This window comes from Streptomyces sp. NPDC101118, assembly GCF_044759445.1.
Lineage (GTDB): Bacteria > Actinomycetota > Actinomycetes > Streptomycetales > Streptomycetaceae > Streptomyces.
Window position 1 is genome coordinate 13,697 of sequence record NZ_JBIVZG010000024.1, and the last position, 26,132, is coordinate 39,828.

The following is a 26,132-nucleotide window of genomic DNA, read 5'->3' on the forward strand; positions in this document are numbered from 1 at the left end:
GAGGTGCCCGAGGGGTTGGGGAGGGACGGGGCGTCAGACGGTGCCGAGGCGGAAGCCGACGCCCCGGACGGTGACGATCCAGCCGGGGTGGCCCAGCTTGCCGCGCACGCTGCTGACGTGGGTGTCCACGGTGCGGCGCGACCAGGAGTCGCCCCACACCTGCTGGAGCAGCTGCCGGCGCGGGACCACGGCGTCGGGATGCTGCGCCAGCAGGCGCAGCAGGTCGAACTCCTTGCGCGTCAGGGCGACCGGCACGCCGTCGACGGTCACCTCGCGGGAGCCCACGTCGATGTGCAGCCGGCCGTGCCGGATCTCCTGGGCCGGTCCCGCGGCGGCCGCCGACTGCCACTGGGTGCGGCGCATGACGGCCTCGATCCGGGCCATCAGCTCCCGCATGCCGAAGGGCCTGGTGACGTAGTCGTCCGCGCCCGCCTGGAGCCCGAGCACGCAGTCGATCTCGGACTCGCGGGAGGTGACGATGATGAGCGGCACCCGGCTGACCGACCGGATCGCCCGGCACACCTCCAGCCCGTCCAGGTCCGGCAGTTCGAGGTCGAGCAGGACGAGATCGGCGCTGCCGTAGGCCTGTAGCGCCGCGCCGCCGTGGGGCGCCCTGGTGCAGGTGTGGCCGTGCCGGCGCAGCTGGTGCGCCAGCCCGTCCCCCGCGTCGGCGCCCACGACCAGGATGCGCCGCCCGGAGACCGCGGGCGCGGTCCGGGGGGCGGCCCCGCCCAGTACGTCCCGCAACGACGTGTGGCCGAGGTCGCCCGGTCCGGGGGCGCCGCCGAACGCGTGCTGGCCGGGGGGCCGGGAGTCGACGGGGCACGGCAGCCGCGCCCCCCGGACCAGTGCGGTGGCCCGCGGCCCGTCGTGCTCGGGGTGCGGAGTGGACGTCTGGTGCTCCAGCAGTGCCTGCGCCTGAACCTGACTCATGCCTCCCCCGGGGGGTCGTGGCGGGTCCGGACCGGTCCGGCCGCCCTCCGCGCCGACGCTAGCGGCGTGCGGTCGAGGCCTGGTGCAGCGCCGGTCCAGGTGCCGCCCCCGGGCGCGCCCGCCGGTCAGCGGCCGGCGCCCCCTACACCGTGAACACCTCGGTGGCGGCGTGGTTGGGGTCGCCCGCCCGCAGGTGCAGCTCGCCCTCGCCGGGCAGCATGACCACGGAGGCCACCGTCCGCTCCAGGCGGAAGATCCCGTGGTCGGGGATGCACACCGGCGGCCGGGACAGCACGGCGAAGTGCTCCTCAGGACCGGCCTGCGGGCCGAGTCCGGCCAGGCCCTTCGTCACGGCCTCCAGCCGCTCGTCGGAGTTGACCCGGTCGGGAGCCGACTGCCGGTCGTGCGGGACGAAGTCCGCGTGCAGGTAGTGGTTGGTGTGCGCGGCCTCCCGCTCGGCCGGCTCGGTCACCCGCAGCTCGGTCCCGCACAGTTCGGCGTACACCGCGCGCCGCCGGTCGCACAGCACCAGGTTGCGCGAGCTGGACAGGGTGAGCCCGGCCAGCATCTCCAGGGCCTCGTCCACGCTCCCGGCCCCGTCCAGCAGGTGGCGGATGGCCAGGTACGGGGTGAGGCCCGGCCGCCACAGGCCGTCGGTCACCAGGTTCAGCCCGATCGCCAGGCCGTCGCTGTTCATGCCCAGGTAGCCGAGCAGGCCCGCGAAGCTGAGCACCGTCACCCGGCGCGGCGCTCCCGCCCGGGCCAGCGACAGCACCGCGATGTGGCTGTCGACGCCCGCGTTGAGGTCCACCGTCTGCGCGAGGACCGGCCGGGCGGCCGGCCCGGTGCGCGCGTACGTCGTGCAGTCCCCGGCGGTCGGCACCCCGGTGTAGCCCATCACCTCGCGGCGCAGCTGCAGCAGCCACGCCTCGTCCTCGGAGATCCCGGCCCCGGCCGCCAGCCCCGCCACCTCCTCGGCCAGGTCCGGGACCGCCGCCGTGATCTCCGCACGGTACGCGGAGACCGACGGCAGCAGCCCCGTGAACGTCAGCGGCCGGTCGGTGAGGCGGCCCAGCCGTGCCAGGCCGTCACCGAGGAAGGCGCGCAGCGGGCCGGCGAGTGCCGCCCCGTGGGCGCGGCCCAGCTCGAAGGGGGTGCCGACGGCCTCGACGTACGCGGTGCTCATGCGGAGCCGGATGCCTTCTTGGGGCCCTGGGAGAGGGCGGCGAGGACCTGCGGCCACTCGGCTCGCAGGATGCTGTAGAAGACCGCGTCCCGGCGGCGGCCGCCCGGCATGTAGTTGTAGGAACGGGCGGTGCCCTCCTCGGTGGCGCCGATGTTGCGCAGGCCCTTGCGGGCCTGGACGTTGAGCTCGTCCGTCTTGAACTCCACGCGCTCGGCCTCCAGCACCTCGAAGCAGTGCTGGAGCAGCAGCAGCTTCGCCCAGTGGTTGATGCCCTTGCCGCGGAAGTCGTGGCCCAGCCAGGACGCCCCGATCTCCAGCCGGCGGTCCTTCTCGGCGAAGCTCAGCAGGCTCATGCTGCCCGCGACGCGGCCGCTCTTCTTGTCCCGGATCACGTAGACGGCGCGGCGGCCGGCCGCGTGCTCGGCGAGGTTCGAGTCGAAGAACGTCTCGAAGTCCGCGTCGTCGCCGACGACGACGGTGAAGTAGCGCCAGATGTCGGGGTCCATGGCCACGGCGCGGATGTCCTCGCGGTCGGGCGCGCAGAGCGGGGTCAGCAGGACGTGCTCGTTCTCCAGGTGGGTGGAGACCTTCTCGGACCAGCTCATGGGGGAACTCCTGTGGGCGAGTAGCGAAGAGGGGGGAAGGTCAGTGTGGACGGCCGGGGGAGACCGTTCCAAGATCAGACGGTGCTCACTCAGCCAGCTCGCGAAGCTTCTCCAACCGGCTGTGCACCACGCCGTGGTTGACGAGGAAGTCCTCGGGCTTCCGGGGGCTGCTCTCGACGCCCTCCTCGGCCAGGGCCTCGCCGAAGTTCTGCCCGTACTCCGCGGTCCGCTTGGCCGCCGCCTGCACCGCCCGGTACGCCTGGTCGCGCTCGACGCCCGCCTCCAGCAGCTCCACCAGCACCGACGACGAGCACACCAGCCCGTGGGTGGCGGCGATCGACTCCCGCATGCGGTCCGGGTCGATCCGCAGGTTCTCCAGCAGCTCCGTGGCCTTGACCGTCTGGAAGTGCGCCACGGTCAGCGCGTCCGGCAGCAGCACCTTCTCGACCGCCTGGTGCGCCAGGTCCCGCTCGTGCCACAGCGCCACGTTCTCGAGCGCCGTGTTGGCGTACCCGCGCAGCAGCCGCGCCAGCCCGCACAGCAGCTCGCTGCCGGTCGGGTTGGCCTTGTGGGGCATGGCGCTGGAGCCCTGGTACGCCTCCACGCGCTGCTCCTCCACCTCCCGCACCTCGGTGCGCTGCAGCAGCCGCAGTTCCAGCGCGATCTGCTCGATGCAGGCGCCCAGCGCGGCCACCGCCTGGAGCAGCTGCGCGTGCCGGTCGCGGGCCACGACCTGGCTGGGGGACTGCTCCACGCCCAGGCCCAGCTGCTCGCACACGTACTCCTCCACGGCCGGGTCGATGAGCGAGTACGTGCCCACCGCGCCGGAGACGGTGCCCACCGCGACGGCCTCGCGGGCGGCCGCCAGCCGCTGCAGGGACCGCTCGATCGCGAACGCGAAGCCGCCCAGCTTGTGGCCGAACGTGGTGGGTTCGGCGTGCACGCCGTGGGTGCGGCCCACCGTGACCGTGTCCCAGTGCTCGAAGGCCCGCTCGACCAGCACCGCGCGCAGCCGCTGCACCGCGGCGGCGAGGACGTCCGAGGCCTGCGCCAGCGTGAAGCCGAGGGCCGTGTCGACCAGGTCGTAGCTGGTCATGCCGAGGTGGACCCAGCGGGCCGAGGACTCCGGCATCTGCTCCGTGTAGGCCGTCAGGAACGAGATCACCTCGTGGTCGCGTTCCTTCTGGATCTCCACGACCCGGGACGGCAGCGGGGCCGTGGCCGCGCGCATGTCGTCGAGGACCGCGGCCGGTACGCGGCCCAGCCGCACCTGCGCCTCGGTCGCGAGGATCTCCACGCGGACGTAGGTCTCGTACCGGTGCTCGTCCGAGAAGAGGTTCGCCATCTCGGGCAGGGTGAAACGAGGAATCATGGGACAGCCTTCTCGCTGGTGGTGGTCGGTGGGGCGGCGGACGGTGGGGCCGGTGGTGCGCCCGCCCCGCGGGTCCGGGTGCGGGGCGTCAGAAGGCCGCGAAGTACTCGCGCTGCTCCCATTCGGTGACCTGGCCCGGCACCGGCGCGGCCTGCAGCGCCCACGCCTCGTACCGGCGCACCTCGCTCTCCTTGAGCCTGGCCAGACAGACGGCCAGCGGTTCGCCCAGCAGCCGGGCGGCCCGGCCCGCCGTGAAGGCCTCCAGCGCCTCGCGCAGCGACTGCGGCACGATGTCGCGGCCGGGCTCCCGGACCCCGGTCCCGGCCGCCCCGGCACCCGGTCCGGACGCGCCCTCCCCGCCCTGCGCACCCTCCAGGGACTCCAGGCCCTCCAGGCCCGCGAACAGCTGGGCGGCGATGTTCAGGTACGGGTTCGCGCTGGGCTCGCCGATGCGGTTCTCGATGTGCGCGCCGGCCCCCGAGCCGACCACGCGCAGCATGGCCGTGCGCGACTCCAGGCTCAGGCCCACCCGGGTCGGGGACAGGGCGTGCTGCGTGCCCAGGCGCTGGTAGCCGTTGACCGTGGGCACCGACAGCAGGAACAGGTCGCGCAGCCAGTCCTGCAGGCCCTCGGCGTACGCCTTGCTCGTGGGGGAGAGCCCCACCGAGAGGCCCTCGGCGCTGAAGACGTTGCGGCCGGTGGCGGTCTCCAGGACGGACTGGTTCAGGTGCCAGCCGCTCGGGTCCGCCCCGGCGATCGCCGGCTGCGACATGAACGACGCGTGCAGGCCCCGGGCCGCGCACCAGCGCTTGGTGAAGACGCGGAAGAACAGCATCGCGTCCGCCGTGTCCAGCGCCGACATGGGGTCGAACGTGGTCTCCACCTGCCCCGGGCCCATCTCGTGCTCCATCGACCGCACCGGCAGCCCCAGGCCCAGCAGGGCCAGGGCCAGCGGGTCGGTGACCGGCGCGACGGTGTCGTACGCGGCGTCCAGGTTGAACTGGTAGCCCGCGTTCATCGCGGCCACCCGCGGGGCCGGGCCCTGCAGGCCGAAGCCGTTGCCCTCGTTGCCCGGATCGTCGTCCAGGCGGCGCGCCAGGTACCACTCGACCTCCAGGCCGAGCACGGGGATCAGCCCGCGGCCGGCGTAGCGGTCCAGCACCCGGTGCAGCACGTGCCGCGAGGACAGCGGGTGGGGGCGGCCGTCGCGCAGGTACTCGTCGCCGATCACCCAGGCCGTGCGCGCCCCCTCGCCGGGCAGCACCAGGAAGGTCAGCGGGTCGGGCACCAGCACGAAGTTGCCCAGGCCGGCGATCTCGTCGACGCCGATGCCGTGCTCGCCCCGGTAGTCCACCGCGGTGGTGCAGGCGGTGTCCTTCAGGAACGGACCGGGGCTGTAGTTCATGCCGTTGCGCAGCACTCCGCGGAAGGTGCGGGCGGTCAGCGTCTTGGAGCGCACCAGGCCGTGCGGGTCGCCCCACACCAGGCGGACGAGGTCGACGTCGTCCAGTCCCGCCTCGATGCGCTCGGCAGCCGCCAGCCGGGCGTCGTCCCACAGCCCGTGGTCGGCGACGAACCCGTGGCTCCCGACGCTGCCCTCCGCTGCGGGGGTCGACCATGACCTGGAATACATGACGGGGAGGGTCCTTTCGTCAGAGGGGCGGCTCGTCAGACGGCCGACAGGGGTCCGACCCGGGGCCGGGCCGGCTCCGTACCGGCCGCCTCGACCGGGGTGCCGGTGACGGACCGCCAGTGCCAGCCGGAGTCGAAGGCCGTGACCTCGGCCTGCTCCCCCTGCTCGGCGAGCACGGCCGCCTGCTGCGTCATCCGGGCGATGAAGGCGGCCACCTGGTGCGCCGCGAGCATCTCCTGCTCGGTGTACGGCTCGCCGTCGGCGCGGACGATGCGCAGGTCCATGAACCCGTTGAAGGGGCGTCCGCACACCTCGACCGCGTGGGGGCTGCGGATCGTGAACCGCACCATGTTGTTGACGTGCCCGTGGTGGTGCTGGTCGGAGTAGTGGGCGATGTCGGGGATGGTGGGCGGCACGAAGTGGTCGCGCTCCAGGACCTTCTCGGTCCGCGGCAGGTTGCCGGCGATGAAGTGCCAGGAGTTGTACTGCATGCGCGAGGACATCGCCCAGGCGGTGTCGGCGAGCGTGGCGAGCGAGTCGCCGTAGTGCCGCCGGGCCTCCTGCGCGGGGACCACGCAGCAGAAGAAGTCGGTGATGCCCCAGGTGGTGATCTCGTCCCAGGACTCGGCGCGCAGCGCGCGGACCAGCTCCGGCAGCGACCGGATGCCGCGGCTCATCGCGAAGTCGGCCGAGAACGCGGCGGTGGTCGCGGCGACCGCCTCGTACACGGCCGCCTCCAGACCGGTGCCGAACTCGCCGTAGGGGCGGGCCAGCCAGGCCGTGTCGGTGCCGTCGGCGAGCCGCAGCTCGGCCAGCCGGTCGCCGGTCACGGGCAGCGTGGCGCGCAGGTGCTCGGTGACCTGCCGGTCCCGCTCCGCGGCCACCTCGCCGTACGGGGCCGCGACCTTTTCGACCTTGTGGATCAGGGCGCCGTGGATCTCGCGGTACAGCTGGACGGTGCGGGCCACCTCGGGGCGGTGCAGGCCCAGCGCCGTGGCCAGGGCCATCAGCGCGTCGATGCCGGCGTCGGGGCCGGCCGCGGGGATCCGCTCCCCGCCCAGGGCGTCGTTGTAGTTGCGGCGGGTGCGCTCCAGCAGGCGGCCCACGTTGTCCGGGGTGAGCTGCGAGCCGTTGGCCTCCTCGATGCGGCCGTACCCGGCCGAGCGGATGAGCAGGGTGATGCCCACGACCAGCAGGGCGTCGTGGTCCGACCACAGCTCCAGCGGCAGGCCGGTCAGGCTGCCGAACACGCAGTCCGGGTGGCCCGGCCACAGGGTCTTGCCCACGACCGTGTTGGTGTCGCGGAAGTTCGTGTACTGCTTGTCCTCGACGTAGAGCATGAACGGGGCGGTGCGCTGCGCGGCCTCGGTCAGCTGCGCGAGGAGCGCCCCGCGGCCCTCGTCGCCCTGCTCCGCGAGCCAGCGGCGGCTGTCGGCCGCGTACCGGTCGAACCGCTCCTGAGCCCTCGTCACCTCGTGCCGGTACTCGTCCAGGTGCCGCTGGGTCCACGGCACCCGCAGCACGCCGGCGACGAGCGTGTGCTGCTTGGCGAGCGGCTGCTGGGAGGGGACGCGGACGACGACCCGGCCGCCGGTGGTCAGGCCGATCTCGCCGAGGAACGCGGTGCGCTCCGCGGGGTCGGCGACGGCCCCGGCCGGCTCCCGGCCGTCCAGGGACAGCCCGGCGACGACCTTCAGCGCGGCGGCGTCCGCGGTGCGCAGGCCGCCCGCCTGGACCTCGGCCGGCACGTATCCGTCGAGCGTGAGCAGGGTGTCCAGGGCCGCGTGCAGGTCGGGCGCGGCCGAGGCCTTGCGCCACACCCGGGCCAGCAGCCCGGGGAACCCGGCGTCCTCCTCGCGCACCCGGTCCGGCTTGGGCGTGGCGCCGGCCGCCAGGCCCAGGCGGCTGGGCCGCCGGCTCTGGCGCTTGCGTGCGTTGGCGGCTCTGCGGGAGCCCTCGCGGTCCACGGGCGCGGTCATGCGGCACCTTCTCCGGTGAGTGCGATGTGGCTCCACATCGCGTCGTCGGTGGGCGTCCAGTCCTCGTCGACGTAGATGCAGTCGACCGGGCACTCCAGGACGCAGACGGGGCAGCCCGAGCACAGCTCGGGGATGATCACGACGTCGAGTCCGCGGTCGAAGATCGCGCCGAACTTCTCCGGACAGCTGCGCAGGCAGGTGTCGCAGGTGATGCACTCGGACTTCTCGATGCGGCGTGGGGGCTTGGTCCAGTTGCCCGCGCGGCTGCGCGTGGCGATCCTCATGGCTCGGTCGGACGTGGCATCCGACGGAGCGTTGTTTTCCACGGGCATGGGACCCCTTAGACGTCGTGTCGATGACGGCTCGAACGGACGCTCCGAGCATCCGGGGTTCCTCTCGACCAACTCCGGAACCGGGGTCGGGGCGTACTGGAGCGCCCGGGCCCGCGGCGGCGGGCCCGCCCCCGCACCGCGGCGTGCGGTGCGGGGTGCGGCGGTCCGGAGGTGTGCCCGGAATGTCGGCTCCGGATCACTAGCGCCACTCGAGCCCAGCGCGATGCGGGCACCTCAGGCTGCTGGCCGGTCTACACGTAGCGAGGTGCGTATGGATACGGCGGTGGAACGGGCGGTCTCGTGTATTCGGGAGCATTACGGTGAGCCCCTGGCCCTGGCACGGATCGCGGAGAGCGCCCTGCTCAGCCGGTTCTATTTCGCGCGGCTGTTCAAGGAGGAGACCGGGCTGACCCCCGGCAGGTTCCTGGCAGCGGTCCGCATCCACGAGGCCAAGCGGCTGATCGGGACCACCTCGATGAGCATCACCGACGTGTCCTGCGCGGTCGGTTACAACAGTCTCGGCTCGTTCACGAACTGCTTCACGGCCGGCGTCGGGGTGTCCCCCGGCCGGTTCCGCCGGCTGGTGCGGGACGGCGGGACGGGGCTGCCCGTACCGGTTCCGGAGCCCGACCCGTGGTCGGGACGGGGCACGGTCGGCGGGACGATCAGCCTGCCCGCGGGCCACGGCAATGCCCGGGTGTTCCTGGGCGCCTTCGCCACGCCCGTCGTCCAGCACCCGTGCGTCGCCTCCGCCGTCTTCGACGTACCGAGCGGCCGGCCGTCCTGCTACTCCCTGAAGGACGTCCCCGAGGGGAACTGGCACCTGCTCGCGGTGGCGGTGGCCGACGGCCCCGGGCCCGACGGCGCGGCCCGCCGGACCCCGCTCGTCGGCGGGCGCGGCGTGCTGCCCGTGATGGTGACCGCCGACGGCGTCACGAGCACGGCGGTGCGGCTGCGCCCGGAGCGGCGGACCGATCCGCCGGTCCTGCTGGCGCTGCCCGAACTCGTGCCCCCGGCCACCTTCGTACCGCCCCCCGGGTGCCCCTCCACCGCGCTCCACGACACCGGCGAACGGCGCCCGGCCGCGGGCCGGCTCCGGCTGGTGCCCGCGGCACCGGTGCCGTGACGGGTGCGCCCGCGGGCCGGGTCACGGCATCAGGTCCTGCTTGGTCTTGAGGCGCTCGGCGAGCTGGCTCCACTCCGCGCCGATGCGCTCGGCGATCGGGGCGATGACGCCGAGCCAGTGGGCCGGGACCGCGTCGACCAGCTCCCGCCAGCCCTCGTCCGGCTCGGTGGCGTGCAGCTGCATCCAGCGGAGGAACTCCCGGCCGCCCGCGGTGTAGCGGATGGCGGGATCGGTCGCCATCTTCGCCGCCACCGTCGTCCAGGCCGGCACCTCCTCGGTACGGTTCCTGCGCTGCGGCGCGCTGCCGACGGCCGGTGCCACGCGCAGCGGGACACGGGCCGGGCCGGCGGGATGCGCACCGCCGGCCGTCGCCGGCAGGGCCCGCGGCGGCTCCCCGGCCGGCCGCACGGGCTCCACGGGCGGGACGGACCGCAGGGGCCCCGGCGCCGCGTCGGGCGTCCGGCGGCCGCTGCGCTCGGGGCTTTCGCCGCGCCGCAGCCGGGCGCTCACGTCGTGGACCGTGCCGAGCGACACGTCGGTCTCCCTGGCCACCTGACGCAGCGGGGCGTTCGGGTGCGCGGCGATGTACTCGGCGGCCCGCCGCCGGCCCTCGCCCGGACCCACCGGACGCCGCCGGCCGTCCCGGCCGATGCGCTTGCCGTCGAGCGGCGTGCCCTCCGCCGGCTTCTCGCGCATCGACGCGATCGTCTTCGCGCTCAGTCCGGTGATGCCGGCGACGGCGCGGTCGGACCAGTCGGGGTGGGAACGCAGGACGCGCTGGGCTCCGGACACGCGGTCGGCCTTCGACAGCGGCAGTCCGTGCGTGCCGTTCGCCTTCATGGCGATGACGAGCGCCTCGGAGTTCGAGCAGTCGACGAAGCGGGCCTTGATGCTGCTGTCACCGCGCAGCCTGGCGGCCTCCAGGCGGTGCAGGCCGTCGATGACGCGGTAGCCGTCGATCTGGACCAGGATGGGCGGCAGCTCCGTCGAGCCGGCGGCGTCGACGAGGTGCTGGAGGTGCGCGGCGTCCATGCCGCTCTGGCGCAGAGGGGCGCCCGCCGAGAGGGCGCCGACGGGGACGTCGTGGGCCGGAATCTGCTCGAAGTGCTTCAGGTCGAATTCGCTGCGGCCCGACGCGTCGACGGTCTCCGTGCTGACGGAGCCGAACGCGTTCGTGATCAAGATGGCCTGGGCACTGCTCGGAGCCATTCCTTCACTTCCTCTCTGCTGCCGCTGCCGACGAGCGTCGCAGGAGGGGCTCCAGCAGCAGTCGAGGGGGGATTGACGTTCCCTGGAAATGCGCTGTAGGGGCCTCTTTCTGTGGTACCAGAAAGGCCGTTCCGTTCAGTAGGTGCCGGGCCGCCGGGTTCTGAACCGTGGCCGCCGCTTCACGCACACGGTTACTTTGGCCGTGCTGGCCGTTCGTGGCAGCGGTTGTTTCATCTGCCCAATTTCCTCAGTTGAACCCGGAAATCCGTGAAGGTGGTTATGGAATCGGTCATGAATGGTTCGGCGAGCACGGGGCGGCCGGTGATCGGGATCTGTGCGCGGACCGCGCCGGTCACGTTCCAGGGCAGCGACATGGTCGTCAGCTTCGCGCTCCAGGCCCACCTGGGCTTCCTGGCCGCGGCGGGCTGCACGCCCCTGCTGCTTCCGCTGCTGCCCGGCGTCGAGGCCATGGCGGACCGGATCGACGGCCTGCTGGTCCCGGGTGGCCCCGATCTGGATCCGGCGCTGTACGGCGAGGAGCCGCACCCCGGCACGTGGGCGGCGACCCCGGACGCCGACCGCGTCGAGCTGGGCCTGATCCGGGCGGCTCTCGACGCCGGGCTGCCCGTACTCGGCATCTGCCGCGGCATGCAGCTGCTCAACGTGCTGCACGGGGGCTCGCTGCACCAGCACCTGCCCGAGGTCACCGGCCACGACGGCCACCGCCCGGACACGCCGTCCTTCACCCTCGGCACCCAGCCGCTGAAGCTGGAGCCGGGCAGCCGGATCGCCGCCGTCCTCGACGAGGACGAGCCGGTGACGGCCTGTCACCACCACCAGGCCGTCAACCGGCTGGGCACCGGCCTCACCGCCACCGGCTGGGCGGCGGACGGGACCGTCGAGGCCATCGAGGTCACGGACCACCCCTTCGCCGTCGGCGTGCAGTGGGAAGCGGGATTCACCCCCGACCGGCGGCTCCACCAGGCACTCGTGAGCGCCGCCGGACGCCGCTGAACCCGGGCGTCAGCCCCGCAGGGTGGCGATGGCCTTGTCGATGCGCCGTTGCCGCGTCTCGGGCAGCTTCGCGCTCTCGATGGCGCGCACGTGCTCGCGCTTGCGGCTGTGCGTGAGGTTGTCGTAGGCGGCGCGGGCGGCCGGCTCGTCGTCCAGGGCCTGCGCGAAGTCCGCGGGCTCGACGACGACGCGCGGCTCGGTGTCGAGCTCCAGCTCGACCTCGATCTCCTCGCCGATCTCGACCTCCGAGGCCCGCCGGTTGGCGTGGCTGAGGCCGATCAGGTGGCGCCCGCGCAGGTAGGCGACCCGGCTCTGCCAGGAATGCCCGTTGATCGTGATCGTCACCGGCGGCCGTGAGCCCTCGCCGAGTGCTTCCACCACCTCGGGCGGAACCAGCAGCCCGCGCATCGGCTCGGGCGGTTCCACGATGGACCGAAACTTCAAGGTCTTCTCCTGTTCATCCTGCCGGGTTCACCACGGATCCCGGCCGTCCGGGACGGAAGCGGCACGCGCCCGCCGTCCCGGACGGACCGGGACGATGGCCGCGGTTATTCGGCGTACGGCTGGTCGTCGCCCTGGGCGCTGTAGCCGAGGCTCCAGATGTAGCCCTCCGGGTCGGCGAACGTACCGCCGTACCCGCCCCACGGGAGCGCGCCGGCGGGCTTGAGCACCTTGGCGCCGGCGTTCTGGGCCTCCGCCATGACCTCGTCGACCCGCGCCTCGCTGCGGACGACGTAGGTCAGCACCAGGCCGCTGAAGCCGCTGCCCTCCTGGTCGGTGCCCACCTGGGCGGCCAGGCCCTCGCGGCCGTAGAAGCCTACGGGCGAGGCGCCGTCCGATGCGAAGAACACCGAGATGCCGTAGTCGTTCTTGATCTTCCAGCCGAGCCCCTCGGTGTAGAACCGCTTGGCCCGGTCCATGTCCCGGACACCAAGAAGGATCGAGCTGACGTGCGCTTTCATGCCTTGCTCCTCGAACTGTGGGTGATGCGTGCCGAAGGCCCTCGCTCAGCAGGCTAGGCGCGGCTCCGTGAGCCGCGCTTCTCGATTCCTGATCGATCCGGACCGCAACGCCGACGCGCCCCGGACGCGCCCCGCCCCGTCGGCCGGCCCTCCGGATTCCAGCCGCATTCCGGCGAAATTACCGGAATGGAGCTTATCGGTTCGTGTCGACTCCAGCAGGTTTTGAGCCAATTTCGACCTTTGCCGAAGAGCCCCTTGCCACCCTGTGACCGCCGTGCATTCAGAAGGGGAATCCATGAAAAAGCTCGCACTGGTCACTGCGGTGATCGTGACCGGCCTGTCGCTCCCGGCCGTCACCCCCGTGGCAGTGGCCGAAGAGGCTGCCGCGCCGGCCGCCGGAACGATCGCCTGGGCGCCGTGTCCCGACGCCGACCCGAACCTCGGCGCGTTGCTCAAGGGCCTGGAGTGCGGCTCGCTGGAGGTCCCGCTGGACTACGCCCAGCCCGACGGCCAGAAGATCAAGCTGGCGCTGACCCGCGCCAAGCACACGGTCCCCGACGACCAGTACAAGGGCGTCGTGCTGCTGCACCGCGGCCAGTGGCCCGGCCCGATCAGCCGCGACATGCCGACCCGGTACGCCAAGGGCACGAGCGGGCTGGCCAAGGACGTCGGCCCCATCTACGACTGGATCGGCATGGACCCGCGCGGCGTCGGGGCCAGCGAGCCCGCCCTCGTGTGCGACGCGTCCTACATCAACCCGCTGCTCCCCGACCCCGTGCCGCAGACGGCCGCGGACGAGCAGGCTTCCGTGGCCCGTGCCCAGGCGTACGCCAAGAGCTGCGGCGACAAGTACGGCGACACGCTCAAGCACTTCACCACCAAGGACTCCGCGCGCGACCTCGACCGCATACGGATCGCCCTGGGGCAGGAGCAGATCAGCTACTACGGCATCGACTGGGGCGCCTACCTCGGCTCGGTCTACGCGTCGATGTACCCGGCCCGGGTGAAGCGCATGGTGCTCGACAGCGTGCCCAGCCCCAGCGGCTTGGGCTACCAGAACCAGATGGCCAAGAACTTCACGGCCGAGCACAGCGGCGGGCTCTTCTTCGCCTGGGTCGCCAAGTACGACTCCGTCTACCACCTGGGCACGACCGCGGAAGAGGTCGAGGACAAGTACTACGAGGCCCTGGAGACCCTCCGTGCGACGCCCGTCGACGGCAGGATCGGACCGGGCGAGTGGACGAACGTCTTCGAGCAGGTCGTCTACCGCAGCTGGACCTGGGTGAGCCGCGCGAAGATCTTCTCCGACTTCGTGGTGCGCGGTGACGCGACGGCGCTGCGGGCCGACTCCCCGACCCCGGGCTTCCCGCAGCAGAACCGCGTCGCGATGACCAGCGCGGTCAACTGCTCCGAAGGCCCGTGGCCGAAGAACTGGAACGTCTGGAGCGCCACCCTGGCCGGCCAGTACGCCGCCGGCAACAAGCTCCTGACCTGGAGCAACGCCTGGTACAGCGCGCCGTGCGCCTTCTGGCCGGTCCAGTCGCAGACCCCGGCCCAGGTCGGCAACAGCAGCGTCAACATCCTGCTCGTGCAGCCGCAGTACGACCCCTCGCACGGGTTGTTCGGCGCCCTCGACATGCGCGTCCGGTTCCCCAACTCCCGTCTCATCGTGGAGCTGGGCGGCCACAACCTCGGCTCGACGCTGACGGCCAACAACAACGCCTGCCTCAACACGTACGCCAGTGACTACTTCCGGGACGGCACCCGTCCCACCTCGTGGTGGGGCATCGACGCCACCTGCCAGGCGGCCGCGGACCCGGTTCCGCCGACCACCTGATCCTCCGTCGCAGCGGGCCCCGCACGGTCACCGTGCGGGGCCCGCCGCATGTCCCTCAGCGCGTCGCGGAGACCGGCCGGTGGGCGTCGGCCTGCGCGGCCTGCCCGGTCTGCTCCGAGTACTCCGTCTGCTCGGCCCGCTCGGTCTCCCCGGCCTGCTCCGTCTGTCCGGCCGGCTTCGCCCGCCAGGACCGCCGGGTGTCCGCGGTCGCGGCGGTCACCAGGACCGTGATGCCGGCGACCACGAAGGCCGCGGCCAGCGGGCCGGCGAGGTCGGACAGCGCGCCCATGACGAGGATGGACACCGCCACGCCCGAGGGCAGCAGCGTGGCACGCAGCGTCACCACCGACGGGAGCTCCTCGTCGGACGCCGAGGCCAGCAGCTTGTTGTTGTAGTGGACGAACGCCACCTCGAAGAGCACCAGGAACAGCGCGTACAGCACGATCGTCGGCACCGTCCGGCCGACCGCCACCGCGGCCAGCAGGGGCACGAGGGGCAGCAGCACCCAGGTGGTCGAGGGCACGTGGGCGAGGTACCGCTGGGCCGGCAGGGCGGCGAGCGAGCCGGCGAAGACGGCGACCGCCGACACCGCGACGAAGATGCCCACCAGGCGGGTTCCGCCGCCCAGCACGTGGAGCGGGATCACGGTGACGGCCACCGTGTGGAACCCCTGCCAGAACGCCACCAGGAGGAACCGGGCGAAGAGCCTGCGCAGCACGGGGTCCTGGACGCGCAGCCGTGCGCCGGTCCCGGAATCCGCGCCGTTCTTCGCGCCGGCCGTAGCTCCCCCGGGGGCCGACGGCAGGGCCCAGGCGAGGAGCGCCGAGACCGCCAGCGTCGCCGCGTTCACGGCGACCAGGCCCCGCAGCGACAGGACCGACGAGAGCGGCCCGGCCAGTGCCGCCCCGACGCTGACACCGGTCAGCTTGCAGATCTCGGCGACGGTGTTGGCCTGGTCAAGCCGTTCCGACGGGACTATGTTGCGCAGTACGACCGACGTGGCGGAGCGGGTGACCGCCTCGAAGAACCCGCGGGCGACCACGAGCGAAGCGGCCACCGCGAGCAGCGCCCCGCCCGGCGCCAGCAGCGCGGCCACGGTCACCGCCAGGCTCGCCGCCTCGGCCAGCCGGACGAGGACTTCCGGGGGACGCTTGGTGAGCAGCCGGTTGAGCGGGGCGGCCAGCAGCAGCGCGGGGAGCCACGGCGCGCTGAGCACCGCCCCGGCGAGCAGTCCCGACCCGGTCGTCGAACCCACGTGCGTGGACAGCGCCACGAGGACCAGGAAATTGCCGCAGGTATTGACGAACAGCAATGCGGGCGTGAAATGCGGCGAGCGAATCCTCGCCAAATAAGATGTCATCGGCTCATCCTCCAGGCTCGGAGGATGGCAGAGCTGAACGGATTTCGGCGAGCGGTGGCCCTGTCTATGTTGAACTCATGACAGCAGACAATCAGAGCAACCCGTGCATCGTGATGGTCGACGCCTACGCCGCGGTCCGTTCGCTGGTTCTGAAATTCCTGGAACAGGGCTGTTCCATCGTGCGCGTGCAGAGCACGCGTGAGGTTCCGTACGTTTACCGCGCGGCGCCGTACGTCCCGGACGACTTCATCGCCGACATCGTCCACGAAGGAGACCTGGACGCCACGGCCGAAGCCGTCGCGGCGTTCTCCCCGATCGCGGTGATCTCCGGCGGCGAGCTCGGGGTCGAGCTCGCGGACCTCCTCGCGCAGCGGCTCGGGCTGCCCGGCAACGGCACCGAACTCAGCGCCGCGCGGCGCGACAAGCACCTCATGGTCGAGACCGTGCGCGCCGCCGGGCTCCGCGCCGCCCGCCAGTTGCGGGCCACCGACGCCGACGAGCTCGCCGCCTGGCACCGCGAGCTGGGCGGCCGCGTCGTCCTCAAGCCGCCGCGGAGCGCAGGCAGCCAGGGCGTCTCCTTCTGCGACACCCCGGAGGAGTCCGTCGCCGCGTTCCACGCCCTCGCCCCCGCCGACGACGTCTTCTCCCAGCCCAACAACGGGGCCGTGGCGCAGGAGTACCTCCCGGGCACCGAGTACATGGTGAACACCGTCAGCCGCGACGGCCGGCACCACCTGTGCGACGTCTGGCGGACCACCCGCGTCAGCGCCAACGGCGTCGTCGACCTCTGTGACGCCCTCCTGCTGATCGACTCGGGGGAGCGGGTCGTGGACTCCCTCAGGGAGTACGCGTTCCAGGTCCTGGACGCCCTCGGCATCCGGCACGGCCCCGCGCACGTGGAGATCCGGATGACCCCTGCCGGGCCCTGCCTGGTGGAGGTCGGCGCCCGGATAGCCGGCGGCGGCATCCCGGCCGGTGCCAGCCTCGGCATCGGCGCGTCGCAGCTGGAGTGGACCGTGGACGCGTACCTGCGCCCCGAGCGGTTCCACGCCCGCGCCGGAACCCCGTACGAGGTGCGGAAGTTCTGCGCGATCGTCGGCATGGTCTCGCCGGTGGAGGGCGTGCTCAGCGAGTACCGCGGCATCGAGGAGATCGAGCTGCTGGAGGGCTTCCACACCCTGATCACCCTCACGAAGCCCGGCCAGGAGATCCGCCGGACGGTCGACGACCTCACCTACCCCGTCATCGTGACGCTGCTGCACGACCTCGAAGAGGTCGTGCAGCGCGACCTGAACACGATCCGCCACCTCGACGGCACCGGGTTCTACGTCCTCGACCGGGGGGCGGGCTGACGGAGCTCAACGTTCGACTGAGGAACCGCCGCGGTCGAACGTCACGCCGCAACCGCGGCCGGCTCCAGCCGCGACCACGACGTCCGCGGCACCTTGTAGACGAAGCTGACCGCGGTACGGGGCTCCGACGCCGTGGTGTTGGGCGCCGAGCGGTGCACCACCAGGCCGTCGAACATCACGGCCGAACCGGGTCCGAGGGGCACGGCCACCGGTTCGGCCGTACGGGGCAGGTGCGCGTCCGCGATGTGCGGCTCGACCGCCTTCGCCAGCCGCTCCTCGCCCGCCAGCCGCTCACGGTCCCCGCTGTGCGGGAACAGCCCGAGCACGTGGGACCCGGGGATGAACTCGAGGCAGCCGTTGCGCGTGGTCGCCGGCTCGAGCGCGATCCAGACCGTCACGATGCCGTGCTCCTCCGCGTCGAAGGCGGGCGGCGCGAAGGCGATGTCCTGGTGCCAGGGCTTGGCCGAGCCCACGACGGGCGGCTTGGCCCACAGGAACGAGTTGACCAGCTCGCCGGGGGCGCCCACGCCCCGCGCGACCGGCCCGTCGGCCAGGCCCAGCGAGCGCTCCACGTCGCCGAACTCCGGGACGTGCTCGTGGATCCGGTCGGCCGACCGGAGCACCCCCTTGAGGGCACCGGTGCCCTGCTGCCAGGCCGCCCACCCGCCGACGCCGGGCGCCTCCAGGACGAACTCCCCGCCCGAGGCCGTGCGGTCGGCGGCGAGCTCCTCGATCCGGCCGACCGCGCGCCGGAGCCGGGCGAGCGCGTCGCCGGACGCGAGCCCCGGGAGCTGCGTGAACCCGTACTCCCGTATCTCCCGGGAAGCGGTGTCAACCATTCTTTTCCTCCTTCTCCGAACGTCCTTCTTGAACGCCAAGATCGCGATCAACCTACTCGGAGGTTATCGAGGAATGCTCTTTTCCTGGTTCACCGTTGCGGCTCCCTCCGCGGCCTGCGTTACTTGAGTCGTGAGGCCGACCGGCCGCACAAACGCGGACTCGGGAATCCCGACACCTTGGGAATCCCCGAATGCAGAAGGGAGATGAAAATGAGCGACCGTGACTTCATCGAGACCCGTGACGCCAAGCAGGAGTGCTCCAAGTGGTAACCCGCTGAGCCGCGAATGAGCCGCCCGTACGGAGAAATTCCGTGCGGGCGGCTCGCCGTCCGAGAGAGGTAAAGATGGTAGGTAATCAGGTTTCCGAAGTCATCGAGGTTCCCGCCGACCTGCTGGCGATCGACGAGTCCACCGACGCCCGTTACTGGGCTTCGGTGCAGCGCGTCATCGACCTGGCCGAGGAGAAGGGTCGCGCCGCCGACGGCATACCGCTGCTGGCGAGCCTCGTGGTCGCCCACCCCGAGTGGCCGGTACGCGCCGGCGCGGTGCGGCTGCTGGCCGCGCACCACGCGGGCGACGCCGCCGCCGACACCGCCGTCGCCTCGGCGACGCACGACACGGTCGACTGGGTCGCCTTCACCGCGCTCAAGGTCATCACGGAACACCGGATCGCCGCCGCCGTCCCCGACCTCATCCGCATCTCGGGCTGGCCCAGCAACTTCACCCGCCCCGACTGGGCACGCAAGCCCGTCGGCTGCGGAGCCGCGCTCACCAAGCGCGCCCTGATCGCCATCTTCGGCACGCGTGACCCCGCCGAGCTCCGCCGCCTGGAGGACGAGTACTTCACGGACATGCGGGCCCGGGTCGACGCCGTCCGCACGCGCCCCCGGCGCAACGAGGACGTCGTGCTCGTGCCGGCCGGTCCGGCGATCATCGGTGCGGACGAGCAGCCCGACGCGTTCCGCATGGCGCAGGACGACACCACGCTGCGCGCGGTGGACGTGCCCGCCTTCCTCATCGACCGCACCACCGTGACCAACGCCCGCTACCGCGAGTTCCTCGAAGAGGTGGGCGACTCCGGCGAGTTCGACCACCCCGACCAGCCGCTCGGCGGATCCCACCGCCCCGCGCACTGGCACGACCCCCGCTTCAACGCGCCCGACCTGCCGGTCGTCGGCATCGACTGGTACGACGCCCACGCCTTCGCGAAGTGGGCCGGCGGCGCGCTGCCCAGCGAGGTCCAGTGGGAGAAGGCCGCCCGTGGTGTGGACGGACGCCGCTTCCCCTGGGGCAACGACTGGGACCCCGACCGGGTGAACTACGTGGAGCGGTCGTTCGGCCAGGCCGTCGCCGACCTCGACTCCCTCGAAGCGCTCCTGGTCACCATCGAGCAGGGGGAGAACCCCGCCGACCCGGTGCTGGCGGCCGACGCGCTCCCGGCGGGCGCCAGCCCGTACGGCGTCCTGCAGATGTCGGGCAACGTCTGGGAGCTGACCCGGACCAACTTCTACACCGGCGAGGACATGGACCCCTTCTTCCGGGGACGCCACCCGCTGGACTTCATGAACCGCAAGGAAGCCTTCCACGTGCTGCGCGGCGGCACCTTCACCTCGCCCCCCGCCTGCCTGACCACGTTCTACCGCGGCAAGGACCTGATCACCGACCGCCACATGGAGGTCGGCTTCCGCTGCGTGTACGAGGGGAACCTCTGATGCGACTGACCTCCCTCGGCCACGCGGCCGTCCTCATCGACACGGGGACGGAGCGGATCCTCTTCGACCCGTGGCTCACCCAGCGCCTGGACCGCTTCTGGGAACACCACCCGCCGCTGCCCGACGACCTGGTCCGCACGGTGCTCGACGAAGGCGTCGACTACGTGGTCCTCAGCCACCACCACTACGACCACCACCACTTCCCCTCCCTGCTCCGCCTGGTCGACGGCGCCGACGTCGACTTCGACGACAGCCCCCGGCAGAGCTCCGAGGTCACCTGCGTCTACCCGGCCGGACCGGTCCCGCCCGTGCTGACCGCCTCCGGACTCGGACACCAGGCGATCTCCTGGACCCTGCGCCGCTTCGGCTTCGAGCGCCTGCGCCCGGTCACCCCGGGCGACACGCTCACCACCCCGGGCGGCACGGTCCTGCGGACCTTCCCCTCGGCCGTGTCGTTCCCCGAGATGAGCGTGCTCGTGCAGACCGCCGACGCGGCCGTCATGCTGTGCGGCGACGCGCTCCTCCACGACGACACCGTCGAGGCCTTCGCGCGCGACGACGCGCCGCGGGTCGACGCCGTGTTCGTCCCCGCACACAGCATCTCGCCGCCCGGCGTCCTCACCGAACGCCGCCCCCTGACCGACGCCGACGCGATCCGCGCCCGCGCCGTCGCGAACTTCGACCGGTACATCGCCTCGATCCCCGCGACCGTGACCGTGCCCTCCTCGTTCGGCTGGCGCATCAGCGGCGACGGCGAGCGCGACTACTCCTGGTGCAACAAGACGATGTTCCCCTTCACCCCGGCCCAGGCCCTGCGCCGGCTGGACGAGCTGGGCCGCGACGGCCTGCTGTGGGGCCCCGGACAGGTGCTGGAGGTGGCACACGGCAAGGCCGCCCTGGTCGACGGTCCGGTCGCGCCCGACGCGTACGACTTCGACGAGGTCTACTCCGCGATCACGCTCGACCCGGCCACGCACGTGCCGGCCTTCGACGCCTCCCTCGACCGGTACGGCGTCCAGACCCGCAGCAGCGAGGACATGCTCCGCGAACTGCTGGACCGCCTCGTGGCGACCGACTACTGGTACCGCGCCCTGGACGACGGCGCCGGACGGCACGTCGTCTCGCTGTACGAGGACGACGGCACCGAGACCTCGTTCCTCCTCGACCCGGTCGCCGACCGGGTGGTACGGCTCGGCCCCGGCACCGCCCGCGGCCACGTCACCGGCGCCGAGGGCTGGACCGAGATGGCGGCGAGCACCCTGGAGGCCATGCTCGGCGCCGACCTGCTGATCGGCAGCTCCTACAGCCTGTGGGCCAGCGACGGCCTGCTGCTCTCCGCGGTCTTCCACCACCCGTCCTTCTACACGCGCCACGTGGAGCGCACGCTGCGGGAGGCGAGCGAGGCATGAGCAGCCCGGTCGTGCTGGAGCACGAGAGCACCAGCCTGCGCGGCAACCCCCTCGGCGACCCCCACCGGCGCCGCATCGAGGTGCACCTGCCGCCCGGCTACGACGGCGTCCGGCGGTTCCCGGTCGTGTACTGGCTGCCCGGGTACGGCGCCAACCCCAGCCTCGCCGGCAAGGCGCTCGCCTTCGGCGCGTCCGTCGCCGACCGCCTCCGCGAGGCGATGACGGACGGCCGCGTGCCGCCCGCGCTGCTCGTCGTGCCCGACTGCACGACCGCCTACGGCGGCTCGCAGTACATCGACTCCGCCGCCTCCGGCGCGTACGCCGGCTACCTGGCCGAGGTCGTCGCCGAGATCGACGCGCGCTTCGCCACCCGCGCGGAACCGGCCTGGCGCACCATCGGCGGCAAGTCGAGCGGCGGCTACGGCGCCCTCGTCGCCGGCATGACCTCCGACCTGTTCGGCTCGGTGATCGCCTGCTCGCCCGACGCCGGGTTCGAGCACAGCTACCTGCCCCTGCTGCCCCGTACGCTCGACACCGTCCGGGCCGCCGGCGGCGTCGAGGCCCTGCTGGCCCGCCGCGACACCGGCCCGCACGACGTCCCCTTCATGGTCGCGATGAGCATCATCGCCATGGGCATGTGCTACGCCGACGACCCCCGGACCACCGCGTCGGACGCGCTGCCCTGCGACCCCGTGACCGGTGTGTTCCGCGACGAGGTGTGGCAGCGCTGGCTCACCCACGACCCGGTGCGGATGCTCCCCGCGTACGCCGGCCGGCTCGCCGGACTCGGCCTGCTCCACCTCAGCGTCGGCCAGCGCGACGAGTACGGCATGCACTGGGGCGCCCGCGCCCTCCACGCAGCCCTCGACGCCCACCGGGTCCCCCACCTCTACCGCGAGCACGAGGGCGGTCACCAGGGCATCGAGCACGTCTACACCGAGGCTCTGGCGGAGCTCTGGAAGGTGTGGGGGGAACCGGAGGGTGACGCATGTGCGGCATAGCGGGCTTCATCAGCTTCGAAGGACGGCGCGATCCCGGCTGGCTGGACGCGCTCGGCCGGACCATGACCGACGCCATGGCACACCGCGGCGAGGCGGCCTGCGCCCCGTACGTCTCGCCCTGCGGCACCGTCATGCTCTGCGCGACACGGCTCGCCATCCGCGACCGCAGCCACGCCGGCGACCAGCCGATGACCGACCCCGACGGCCGGATCGTGCTGGTGCACAACGGCGAGGTCTACGGCTCCCGTTCGCCCGCGCCGCCGCTGTGGCCCCGCCGCACCACCTGTGACACCGAGTTCGTCCTCCAGCAGGTCTGCCGCGAGCCCGCCGACCCGGCCGCCGCGCTGCGGCCGCTGGACGGCATGTTCGCGCTCGCCTGGCACGACACCTGGACCGGACGCGTGGTGCTGGCCCGGGACCACTTCGGCGTGAAGCCGCTGTTCTACGCCTTCACCGACGGCGGACTGCTGTTCGCCTCCGAGCAGGGGGTGCTGCTCGCCACCGGCCTCGTCACCCCCGAGGTGGACCGCGAGGAGTACCTGCTCCGCTCCTGGATCCGGATGGACGCCGCGGACGACCGCACCTGGCTGCGCGGCATCGAGACCCTGCCGCCCGCCGAGTACCTCGTCATCGACCGGCCCCGCACGACCAGGCACCGCTACTGGCACCCCGTGGCGGTGGACCGTCCGATCGAGGCCGAGGAGATCCGGGCCGCCTTCGACCGGGCGATCGAGCAGCGGTCGGTCTCCGACGTCCCCCGGGCGGCGGTGCTCAGCGGCGGCGTCGACAGCACGGCCGTCGTCGCCGGCCTGACCCGCCACGGGCTGCCGGTCGACGCGTACGTCCTGCGCTACCAGGACGGCATCGGCGGCTCGGGCGACGACGTCGCGCACGCCACCGAGGCCGCCGAGCACCTGGGCGTACCGCTGAAGGTCCTCGACCTGGACCGCGACGCCGCCGCCGAGCTGCTGCCGGTCCTGCCCACCCGGCTGCACCGCCCGCTGCTGCACGGCGCCGAGCTGGCGATGCACCACCTCTACCGGTCCATCGCCGCCGACGGGAACGTGGTCGTCTATTCCGGGCACGGAGCCGACGAGCTCTGGGGGTACCAGGCCGGCCGGTACTTCCCCGTCGTCGACCCCTACGCGCCCACCTTCATCCACGGGCGCCACTACCTGACACACCGTCTCCACGCCGACGAACGCCCGGTCTGGGCCCGGCTCGTCGAGTGGATGGCGCACGAGCTCGACGTCGACATGACGACGGTGACCGACATGGTGTGGGAGCGCACCATGGCCGAGTACCGGGCGCTCAAGACGGCATCGCCGCTCAAACGCGGCAGGCACCACCTGATGCGGCGCTTCCTGGTCTACGTCAACGACATGGTGGACGCCACCTCGTCGACCTTCACCCTGGAGGACCGGCCCGTCTTCCAGGACGTCACCCTCGCCGAACTGGCCTTCCGCTGCCCCGAGCACCTCAAGGACAGCAACCAGCCCGGCACCCACAAGGGACTGCTGAAGGCCGCGCTCGCCGACCTGCTGCCCGAATCGATCCGCAACCGCCGCAAGCAGGGCTTCCCGACCCCCACCGACCCCCGCTACGTCCGCCAGCTGACCGACCTGGCCGACGGGCTCGGCACCCCCTTCGGGCTGCCGCAGCTGCCGGCCGGACTCCGCGCCGAGCTGGGCGTCGGCGAATGGATGTTCCTTGCCTCAACCTCCGCCTGGCTCGACCACCTCGCGGAGCTCCGAACCCACCCGAGGAGTCACGGTGAGCAGTCCCGTCCCCCACTGGCGCTGGCACATCCTGGACAGCGCGGCCGAGCTTGACCCGCTGCCGCCGGTGATCACGGAGGAGCTCGCCCAGGACGGGTGCAACTTCGTGGTGTGGCGGCCGTCCGAGCTGCCCGGGGGATGCGACACCAGCACCGGCACGATCCGCCGCGAGGCGCCCCCCGGCCGCGTCGAGGCCGAGGGCCGCAGCCCGTGGAGCGACGCCAACCCGTCCGGCTACCGCACCGAGATCTCCGGCGGCGGACGGCGGCTGCGGCTGAAGCAGTTCCTGTACGACTGGGCGTTCCCCGCCGCGGACCACCCCTGCCTGTGGGGCAGCGACACCCGGCCGTACGAGATCGGCGAGGGCCGGGTCGTCTGGCTCGGCACCGACTACATGGGCCACCGGGCCGCCAGCGCCCGGATGGCGCGCACCACGGTCGAGCTCTCGGTGCTGGAGGGGGAGTTCACCGACGAGGAACTCGTCGCGCTCTACGCCGCGTTGCGGCCCGCCGTACCGGAGGCCGTGCCGAGGGTGCTGGCCACCCCGTTCGCCGAGCTGAGCTACTGGGCCCGGCAGCCGGCCGAGATGGTCTCCGTGCCCACCGGCGTCTTCTCCTTCCACCGGCGCGACCGGCAGCACGAGGGCGACTGGGTCGCGTCCGGGGAGCTCACCGCCTTCCTCACCGGACAGGGGGTGCCGCCGTCCGTCGGCGGGTACCGCGCCGACAGCGCCGCGACCTTCGGCGACGGCGCCGCCGTCCGCGAGCTCGACGTCGTCTACGCCTCCGCGTCCGGCGGCGAGCTGCGCCTGACCGCGCAGCGCACCGGCGGCGGACGCCTGGTCTTCCCGCCGGAGCGCGACAAGCACCCCGCCACCGCCGAACTCCTCGACCTCGGCGGCCGCCCGCTGCACCTGGGCTACTCCGACGCCCGGTACGGAGCCTGCGACGCCTGGTGGCAGCACCCCGACGGCTACGAGCTGCGGCTGCTGGGCAGCGCGGGCGCGGGCCTGGGACGGGACGCCTTCGTCGCCCTGGTCACCGAACTCGACGCCGGACTCCGCCTGGGCGGCCGCGCCGGGACCCTGGGGTGACCGCGGTGGGACGCCCGGTCCTCGACCCCGCCACCGGGCTCGCCTTCGACCACGTACCGGACACGTCCGGTCCCGGCGTCGGCGACGCCGTGGCCCGGGCGGCCGCGGCGTTCCACGACGGCTGGGCCGACACCTCCCCGGCCCAGCGCGCCGGCCACCTGCGCGAGCTCGCCGCCCTGCTGCGCGACGACCGCGACACCCTCGCCGCCCTGGAACGGCGCAACGCGGGCAAGCCCACGGCACGCGCCCTCGGCGAGGTCGAATTCGCCGCCCAGGCCGTCGACTGGTTCGCCGCGGCGGCCCGCTACCCCGTGGGCGAGACCCACCCGGCCGGCCCCGGCATGCGCACGTACACCGACCGCGTGCCGGTCGGGGTGTGCGCGGCCATCGCCCCGAACAACTACCCGCTCCTGCTCGCCGTCTGGAAGATCGCCGCGGCGCTCGCGTACGGCAACACCGTCGTCGTCAAGCCGGCGCCCGAGACCCCGCTGTCGACCCGCCGGCTCGTCGAGCGCGCCGCCGAGGTGCTTCCCGAGGGCGTGCTCACCGCCGTCTACGGCGGAGCCGACACCGGCCGGCTGCTGTGTGACCACCCGGACGTCGGCATGGTCTCCTTCACCGGCTCGACGGCGGCGGGGCGCGACGTCGCGCGCCGCTGCGCCGACGGCCTCAAGCCCGTCTCACTGGAGCTCGGCGGCAAGAGCCCCGTCGTCGTCTTCCGCGACGCCGACCTCGACGCGGCCGCCCGCGCCGTCGTCACGGGCTTCACCGGCAACACCGGCCAGATGTGCGTGGCCGGTACGCGCCTCGTCGTCGACCGTGCCGTGCACGCCGAGTTCACCGGCCGCGTCGCCGAGCTGGCGGCCGAGCTCCGCGTCGGAGCGCCCGAGGACCCCGCCACCGACCTCGGCCCGCTGATCAGCCGGGCGGCCGTCCGGCGCGCGGCCGAGATCGTGGACGAGGCGGAGCTCCGCGGGGCGAAGGTCATCGTGCCCCCCGGCCGGTCCGGGATCCTGCACGAACGCGGCGGCGGCTTCTTCGTCAACCCGGTCGTCCTGGACGGCACGCCGTCCGACAGCCGCGCCTGGCGCGAGGAGATCTTCGCCCCCGTGCTGTCCGTGACGGCGTTCGACACCGACGCCGAGGCGCTGTCCCTCGCCCACGACACGGCGTACGGCCTGTCCGCGTCCGTGTGGACCGCGGACGCCCACCGGGCCGAGAGCTTCGGCCGGGCCCTGCGCGCCGGCATGGTCTGGGTCAACACCTGGGGCGACACCGAGGAGACGGTCAGCGTCTCGGGTCTCGGCCAGTCCGGGTACGGCCGCGAGCTGGGCATCCACGCGGTGGAGGGCTACACCAGGCCCCGCGCCGTCTGGGTCGCCCACCGGGCGCGGGGGTAG

Annotated in this window: 22 protein-coding genes; 10 read left to right on the forward strand and 12 right to left on the reverse strand. The window is 72.8% G+C overall.

The genetic code is table 11. The annotated features are described in order from the left end of the window. Window positions 1-33: 33 nt before the first annotated feature. The 7 genes from ACIQUQ_RS29810 to ACIQUQ_RS29840 all read right to left on the reverse strand — a co-directional run bounded on the left by ACIQUQ_RS29810 (window position 34) and on the right by ACIQUQ_RS29840 (window position 7,992). Window positions 34-933: a response regulator transcription factor gene (locus tag ACIQUQ_RS29810; RefSeq protein ID WP_403982040.1), complete on the reverse strand. Its 900-nt coding sequence runs from the start codon at window positions 931-933 to the stop codon at window positions 34-36. A 142-nt stretch (window positions 934-1,075) separates the two neighbouring features. Further along, window positions 1,076-2,119, reverse strand: coding sequence for a C45 family autoproteolytic acyltransferase/hydolase (locus tag ACIQUQ_RS29815; RefSeq protein WP_403982043.1), 1,044 nt, complete (start codon window positions 2,117-2,119; stop codon window positions 1,076-1,078). Then, window positions 2,116-2,724: a GNAT family N-acetyltransferase gene (locus tag ACIQUQ_RS29820; protein WP_403982046.1), complete on the reverse strand. Its 609-nt coding sequence runs from the start codon at window positions 2,722-2,724 to the stop codon at window positions 2,116-2,118. The genes ACIQUQ_RS29815 and ACIQUQ_RS29820 overlap by 4 nt, the downstream gene beginning before the upstream one ends. Before the next feature lie 85 nt (window positions 2,725-2,809). Then, window positions 2,810-4,096, reverse strand: a complete 1,287-nt coding sequence (gene purB / locus ACIQUQ_RS29825; protein ID WP_403982048.1) for an adenylosuccinate lyase — start codon at window positions 4,094-4,096, stop codon at window positions 2,810-2,812. 88 nt (window positions 4,097-4,184) lie between these two features. Beyond that, window positions 4,185-5,729, reverse strand: a complete 1,545-nt coding sequence (locus tag ACIQUQ_RS29830) for a glutamine synthetase (protein ID WP_403982051.1) — start codon at window positions 5,727-5,729, stop codon at window positions 4,185-4,187. Between the two features lie 35 nt (window positions 5,730-5,764). Beyond that, window positions 5,765-7,708: a hypothetical protein gene (locus tag ACIQUQ_RS29835; protein ID WP_403982053.1), complete on the reverse strand. Its 1,944-nt coding sequence runs from the start codon at window positions 7,706-7,708 to the stop codon at window positions 5,765-5,767. After that, window positions 7,705-7,992: an ATP-binding protein gene (locus tag ACIQUQ_RS29840; RefSeq protein ID WP_403670431.1), complete on the reverse strand. Its 288-nt coding sequence runs from the start codon at window positions 7,990-7,992 to the stop codon at window positions 7,705-7,707. The genes ACIQUQ_RS29835 and ACIQUQ_RS29840 overlap by 4 nt, the downstream gene beginning before the upstream one ends. Window positions 7,993-8,311: 319 nt before the next feature. Here ACIQUQ_RS29840 and ACIQUQ_RS29845 point away from each other — a divergent pair, with 319 nt between their 5' ends. Further along, entirely contained in the window at window positions 8,312-9,166 is an 855-nt protein-coding gene (locus ACIQUQ_RS29845) for a helix-turn-helix transcriptional regulator (RefSeq protein WP_403982055.1), read from the forward strand. A 21-nt stretch (window positions 9,167-9,187) separates the two neighbouring features. Here ACIQUQ_RS29845 and ACIQUQ_RS29850 read toward each other — a convergent pair whose 3' ends face one another. After that, window positions 9,188-10,375: a ParB N-terminal domain-containing protein gene (locus ACIQUQ_RS29850; RefSeq protein WP_403982057.1), complete on the reverse strand. Its 1,188-nt coding sequence runs from the start codon at window positions 10,373-10,375 to the stop codon at window positions 9,188-9,190. 291 nt (window positions 10,376-10,666) lie between these two features. Between ACIQUQ_RS29850 and ACIQUQ_RS29855 the strand changes: the two genes are divergently transcribed. Further along, complete coding sequence (locus ACIQUQ_RS29855; protein ID WP_403982061.1) at window positions 10,667-11,389, forward strand: gamma-glutamyl-gamma-aminobutyrate hydrolase family protein; 723 nt, start codon at window positions 10,667-10,669, stop codon at window positions 11,387-11,389. Between the two features lie 9 nt (window positions 11,390-11,398). Here the strand turns inward: ACIQUQ_RS29855 and ACIQUQ_RS29860 are convergent, their stop codons facing one another. Both ACIQUQ_RS29860 and ACIQUQ_RS29865 read right to left on the reverse strand, forming a co-directional pair. Continuing rightward, complete coding sequence (locus tag ACIQUQ_RS29860) at window positions 11,399-11,833, reverse strand: YdeI/OmpD-associated family protein (RefSeq protein ID WP_403982063.1); 435 nt, start codon at window positions 11,831-11,833, stop codon at window positions 11,399-11,401. Between the two features lie 104 nt (window positions 11,834-11,937). Continuing rightward, a complete protein-coding gene (locus ACIQUQ_RS29865; RefSeq protein WP_403982065.1) occupies window positions 11,938-12,351 on the reverse strand; it encodes a VOC family protein in 414 nt (137 codons plus the stop codon). A gap of 295 nt (window positions 12,352-12,646) precedes the next feature. Here ACIQUQ_RS29865 and ACIQUQ_RS29870 point away from each other — a divergent pair, with 295 nt between their 5' ends. Continuing rightward, complete coding sequence (locus ACIQUQ_RS29870; protein WP_403982067.1) at window positions 12,647-14,188, forward strand: alpha/beta fold hydrolase; 1,542 nt, start codon at window positions 12,647-12,649, stop codon at window positions 14,186-14,188. Between the two features lie 55 nt (window positions 14,189-14,243). Here ACIQUQ_RS29870 and ACIQUQ_RS29875 read toward each other — a convergent pair whose 3' ends face one another. After that, complete coding sequence (locus ACIQUQ_RS29875; RefSeq protein ID WP_403982069.1) at window positions 14,244-15,500, reverse strand: MFS transporter; 1,257 nt, start codon at window positions 15,498-15,500, stop codon at window positions 14,244-14,246. Window positions 15,501-15,625: 125 nt separating this feature from the next. On the opposite strand from ACIQUQ_RS29875, the gene ACIQUQ_RS29880 reads away from it, so the two are divergent. Continuing rightward, window positions 15,626-16,900: an ATP-grasp domain-containing protein gene (locus ACIQUQ_RS29880; RefSeq protein WP_403982071.1), complete on the forward strand. Its 1,275-nt coding sequence runs from the start codon at window positions 15,626-15,628 to the stop codon at window positions 16,898-16,900. Window positions 16,901-16,941: 41 nt separating this feature from the next. On the opposite strand, the gene ACIQUQ_RS29885 is transcribed toward ACIQUQ_RS29880, so the two are convergent. Continuing rightward, entirely contained in the window at window positions 16,942-17,739 is a 798-nt protein-coding gene (locus ACIQUQ_RS29885) for a phytanoyl-CoA dioxygenase family protein (protein ID WP_403982074.1), read from the reverse strand. A gap of 344 nt (window positions 17,740-18,083) precedes the next feature. Here ACIQUQ_RS29885 and ACIQUQ_RS29890 point away from each other — a divergent pair, with 344 nt between their 5' ends. From ACIQUQ_RS29890 to ACIQUQ_RS29915, 6 genes are read left to right on the forward strand one after another with little or no spacing between them, the layout of a single operon-like run. Then, window positions 18,084-19,451: a formylglycine-generating enzyme family protein gene (locus ACIQUQ_RS29890; protein ID WP_403982076.1), complete on the forward strand. Its 1,368-nt coding sequence runs from the start codon at window positions 18,084-18,086 to the stop codon at window positions 19,449-19,451. Beyond that, a complete protein-coding gene (locus ACIQUQ_RS29895) occupies window positions 19,451-20,860 on the forward strand; it encodes an MBL fold metallo-hydrolase (RefSeq protein ID WP_403982078.1) in 1,410 nt (469 codons plus the stop codon). Before ACIQUQ_RS29890 ends, ACIQUQ_RS29895 begins: the two co-directional genes overlap by 1 nt. Next, window positions 20,857-21,861 (forward strand): alpha/beta hydrolase-fold protein, encoded by a 1,005-nt coding sequence (locus ACIQUQ_RS29900; RefSeq protein ID WP_403982080.1) that lies wholly within the window; start codon window positions 20,857-20,859, stop codon window positions 21,859-21,861. Before ACIQUQ_RS29895 ends, ACIQUQ_RS29900 begins: the two co-directional genes overlap by 4 nt. After that, complete coding sequence (locus ACIQUQ_RS29905) at window positions 21,849-23,693, forward strand: asparagine synthetase B family protein (protein ID WP_403982082.1); 1,845 nt, start codon at window positions 21,849-21,851, stop codon at window positions 23,691-23,693. The genes ACIQUQ_RS29900 and ACIQUQ_RS29905 overlap by 13 nt, the downstream gene beginning before the upstream one ends. Further along, window positions 23,635-24,732: a hypothetical protein gene (locus ACIQUQ_RS29910; RefSeq protein WP_403982084.1), complete on the forward strand. Its 1,098-nt coding sequence runs from the start codon at window positions 23,635-23,637 to the stop codon at window positions 24,730-24,732. The genes ACIQUQ_RS29905 and ACIQUQ_RS29910 overlap by 59 nt, the downstream gene beginning before the upstream one ends. Before the next feature lie 5 nt (window positions 24,733-24,737). Next, window positions 24,738-26,132 (forward strand): aldehyde dehydrogenase family protein, encoded by a 1,395-nt coding sequence (locus tag ACIQUQ_RS29915; RefSeq protein ID WP_403982086.1) that lies wholly within the window; start codon window positions 24,738-24,740, stop codon window positions 26,130-26,132.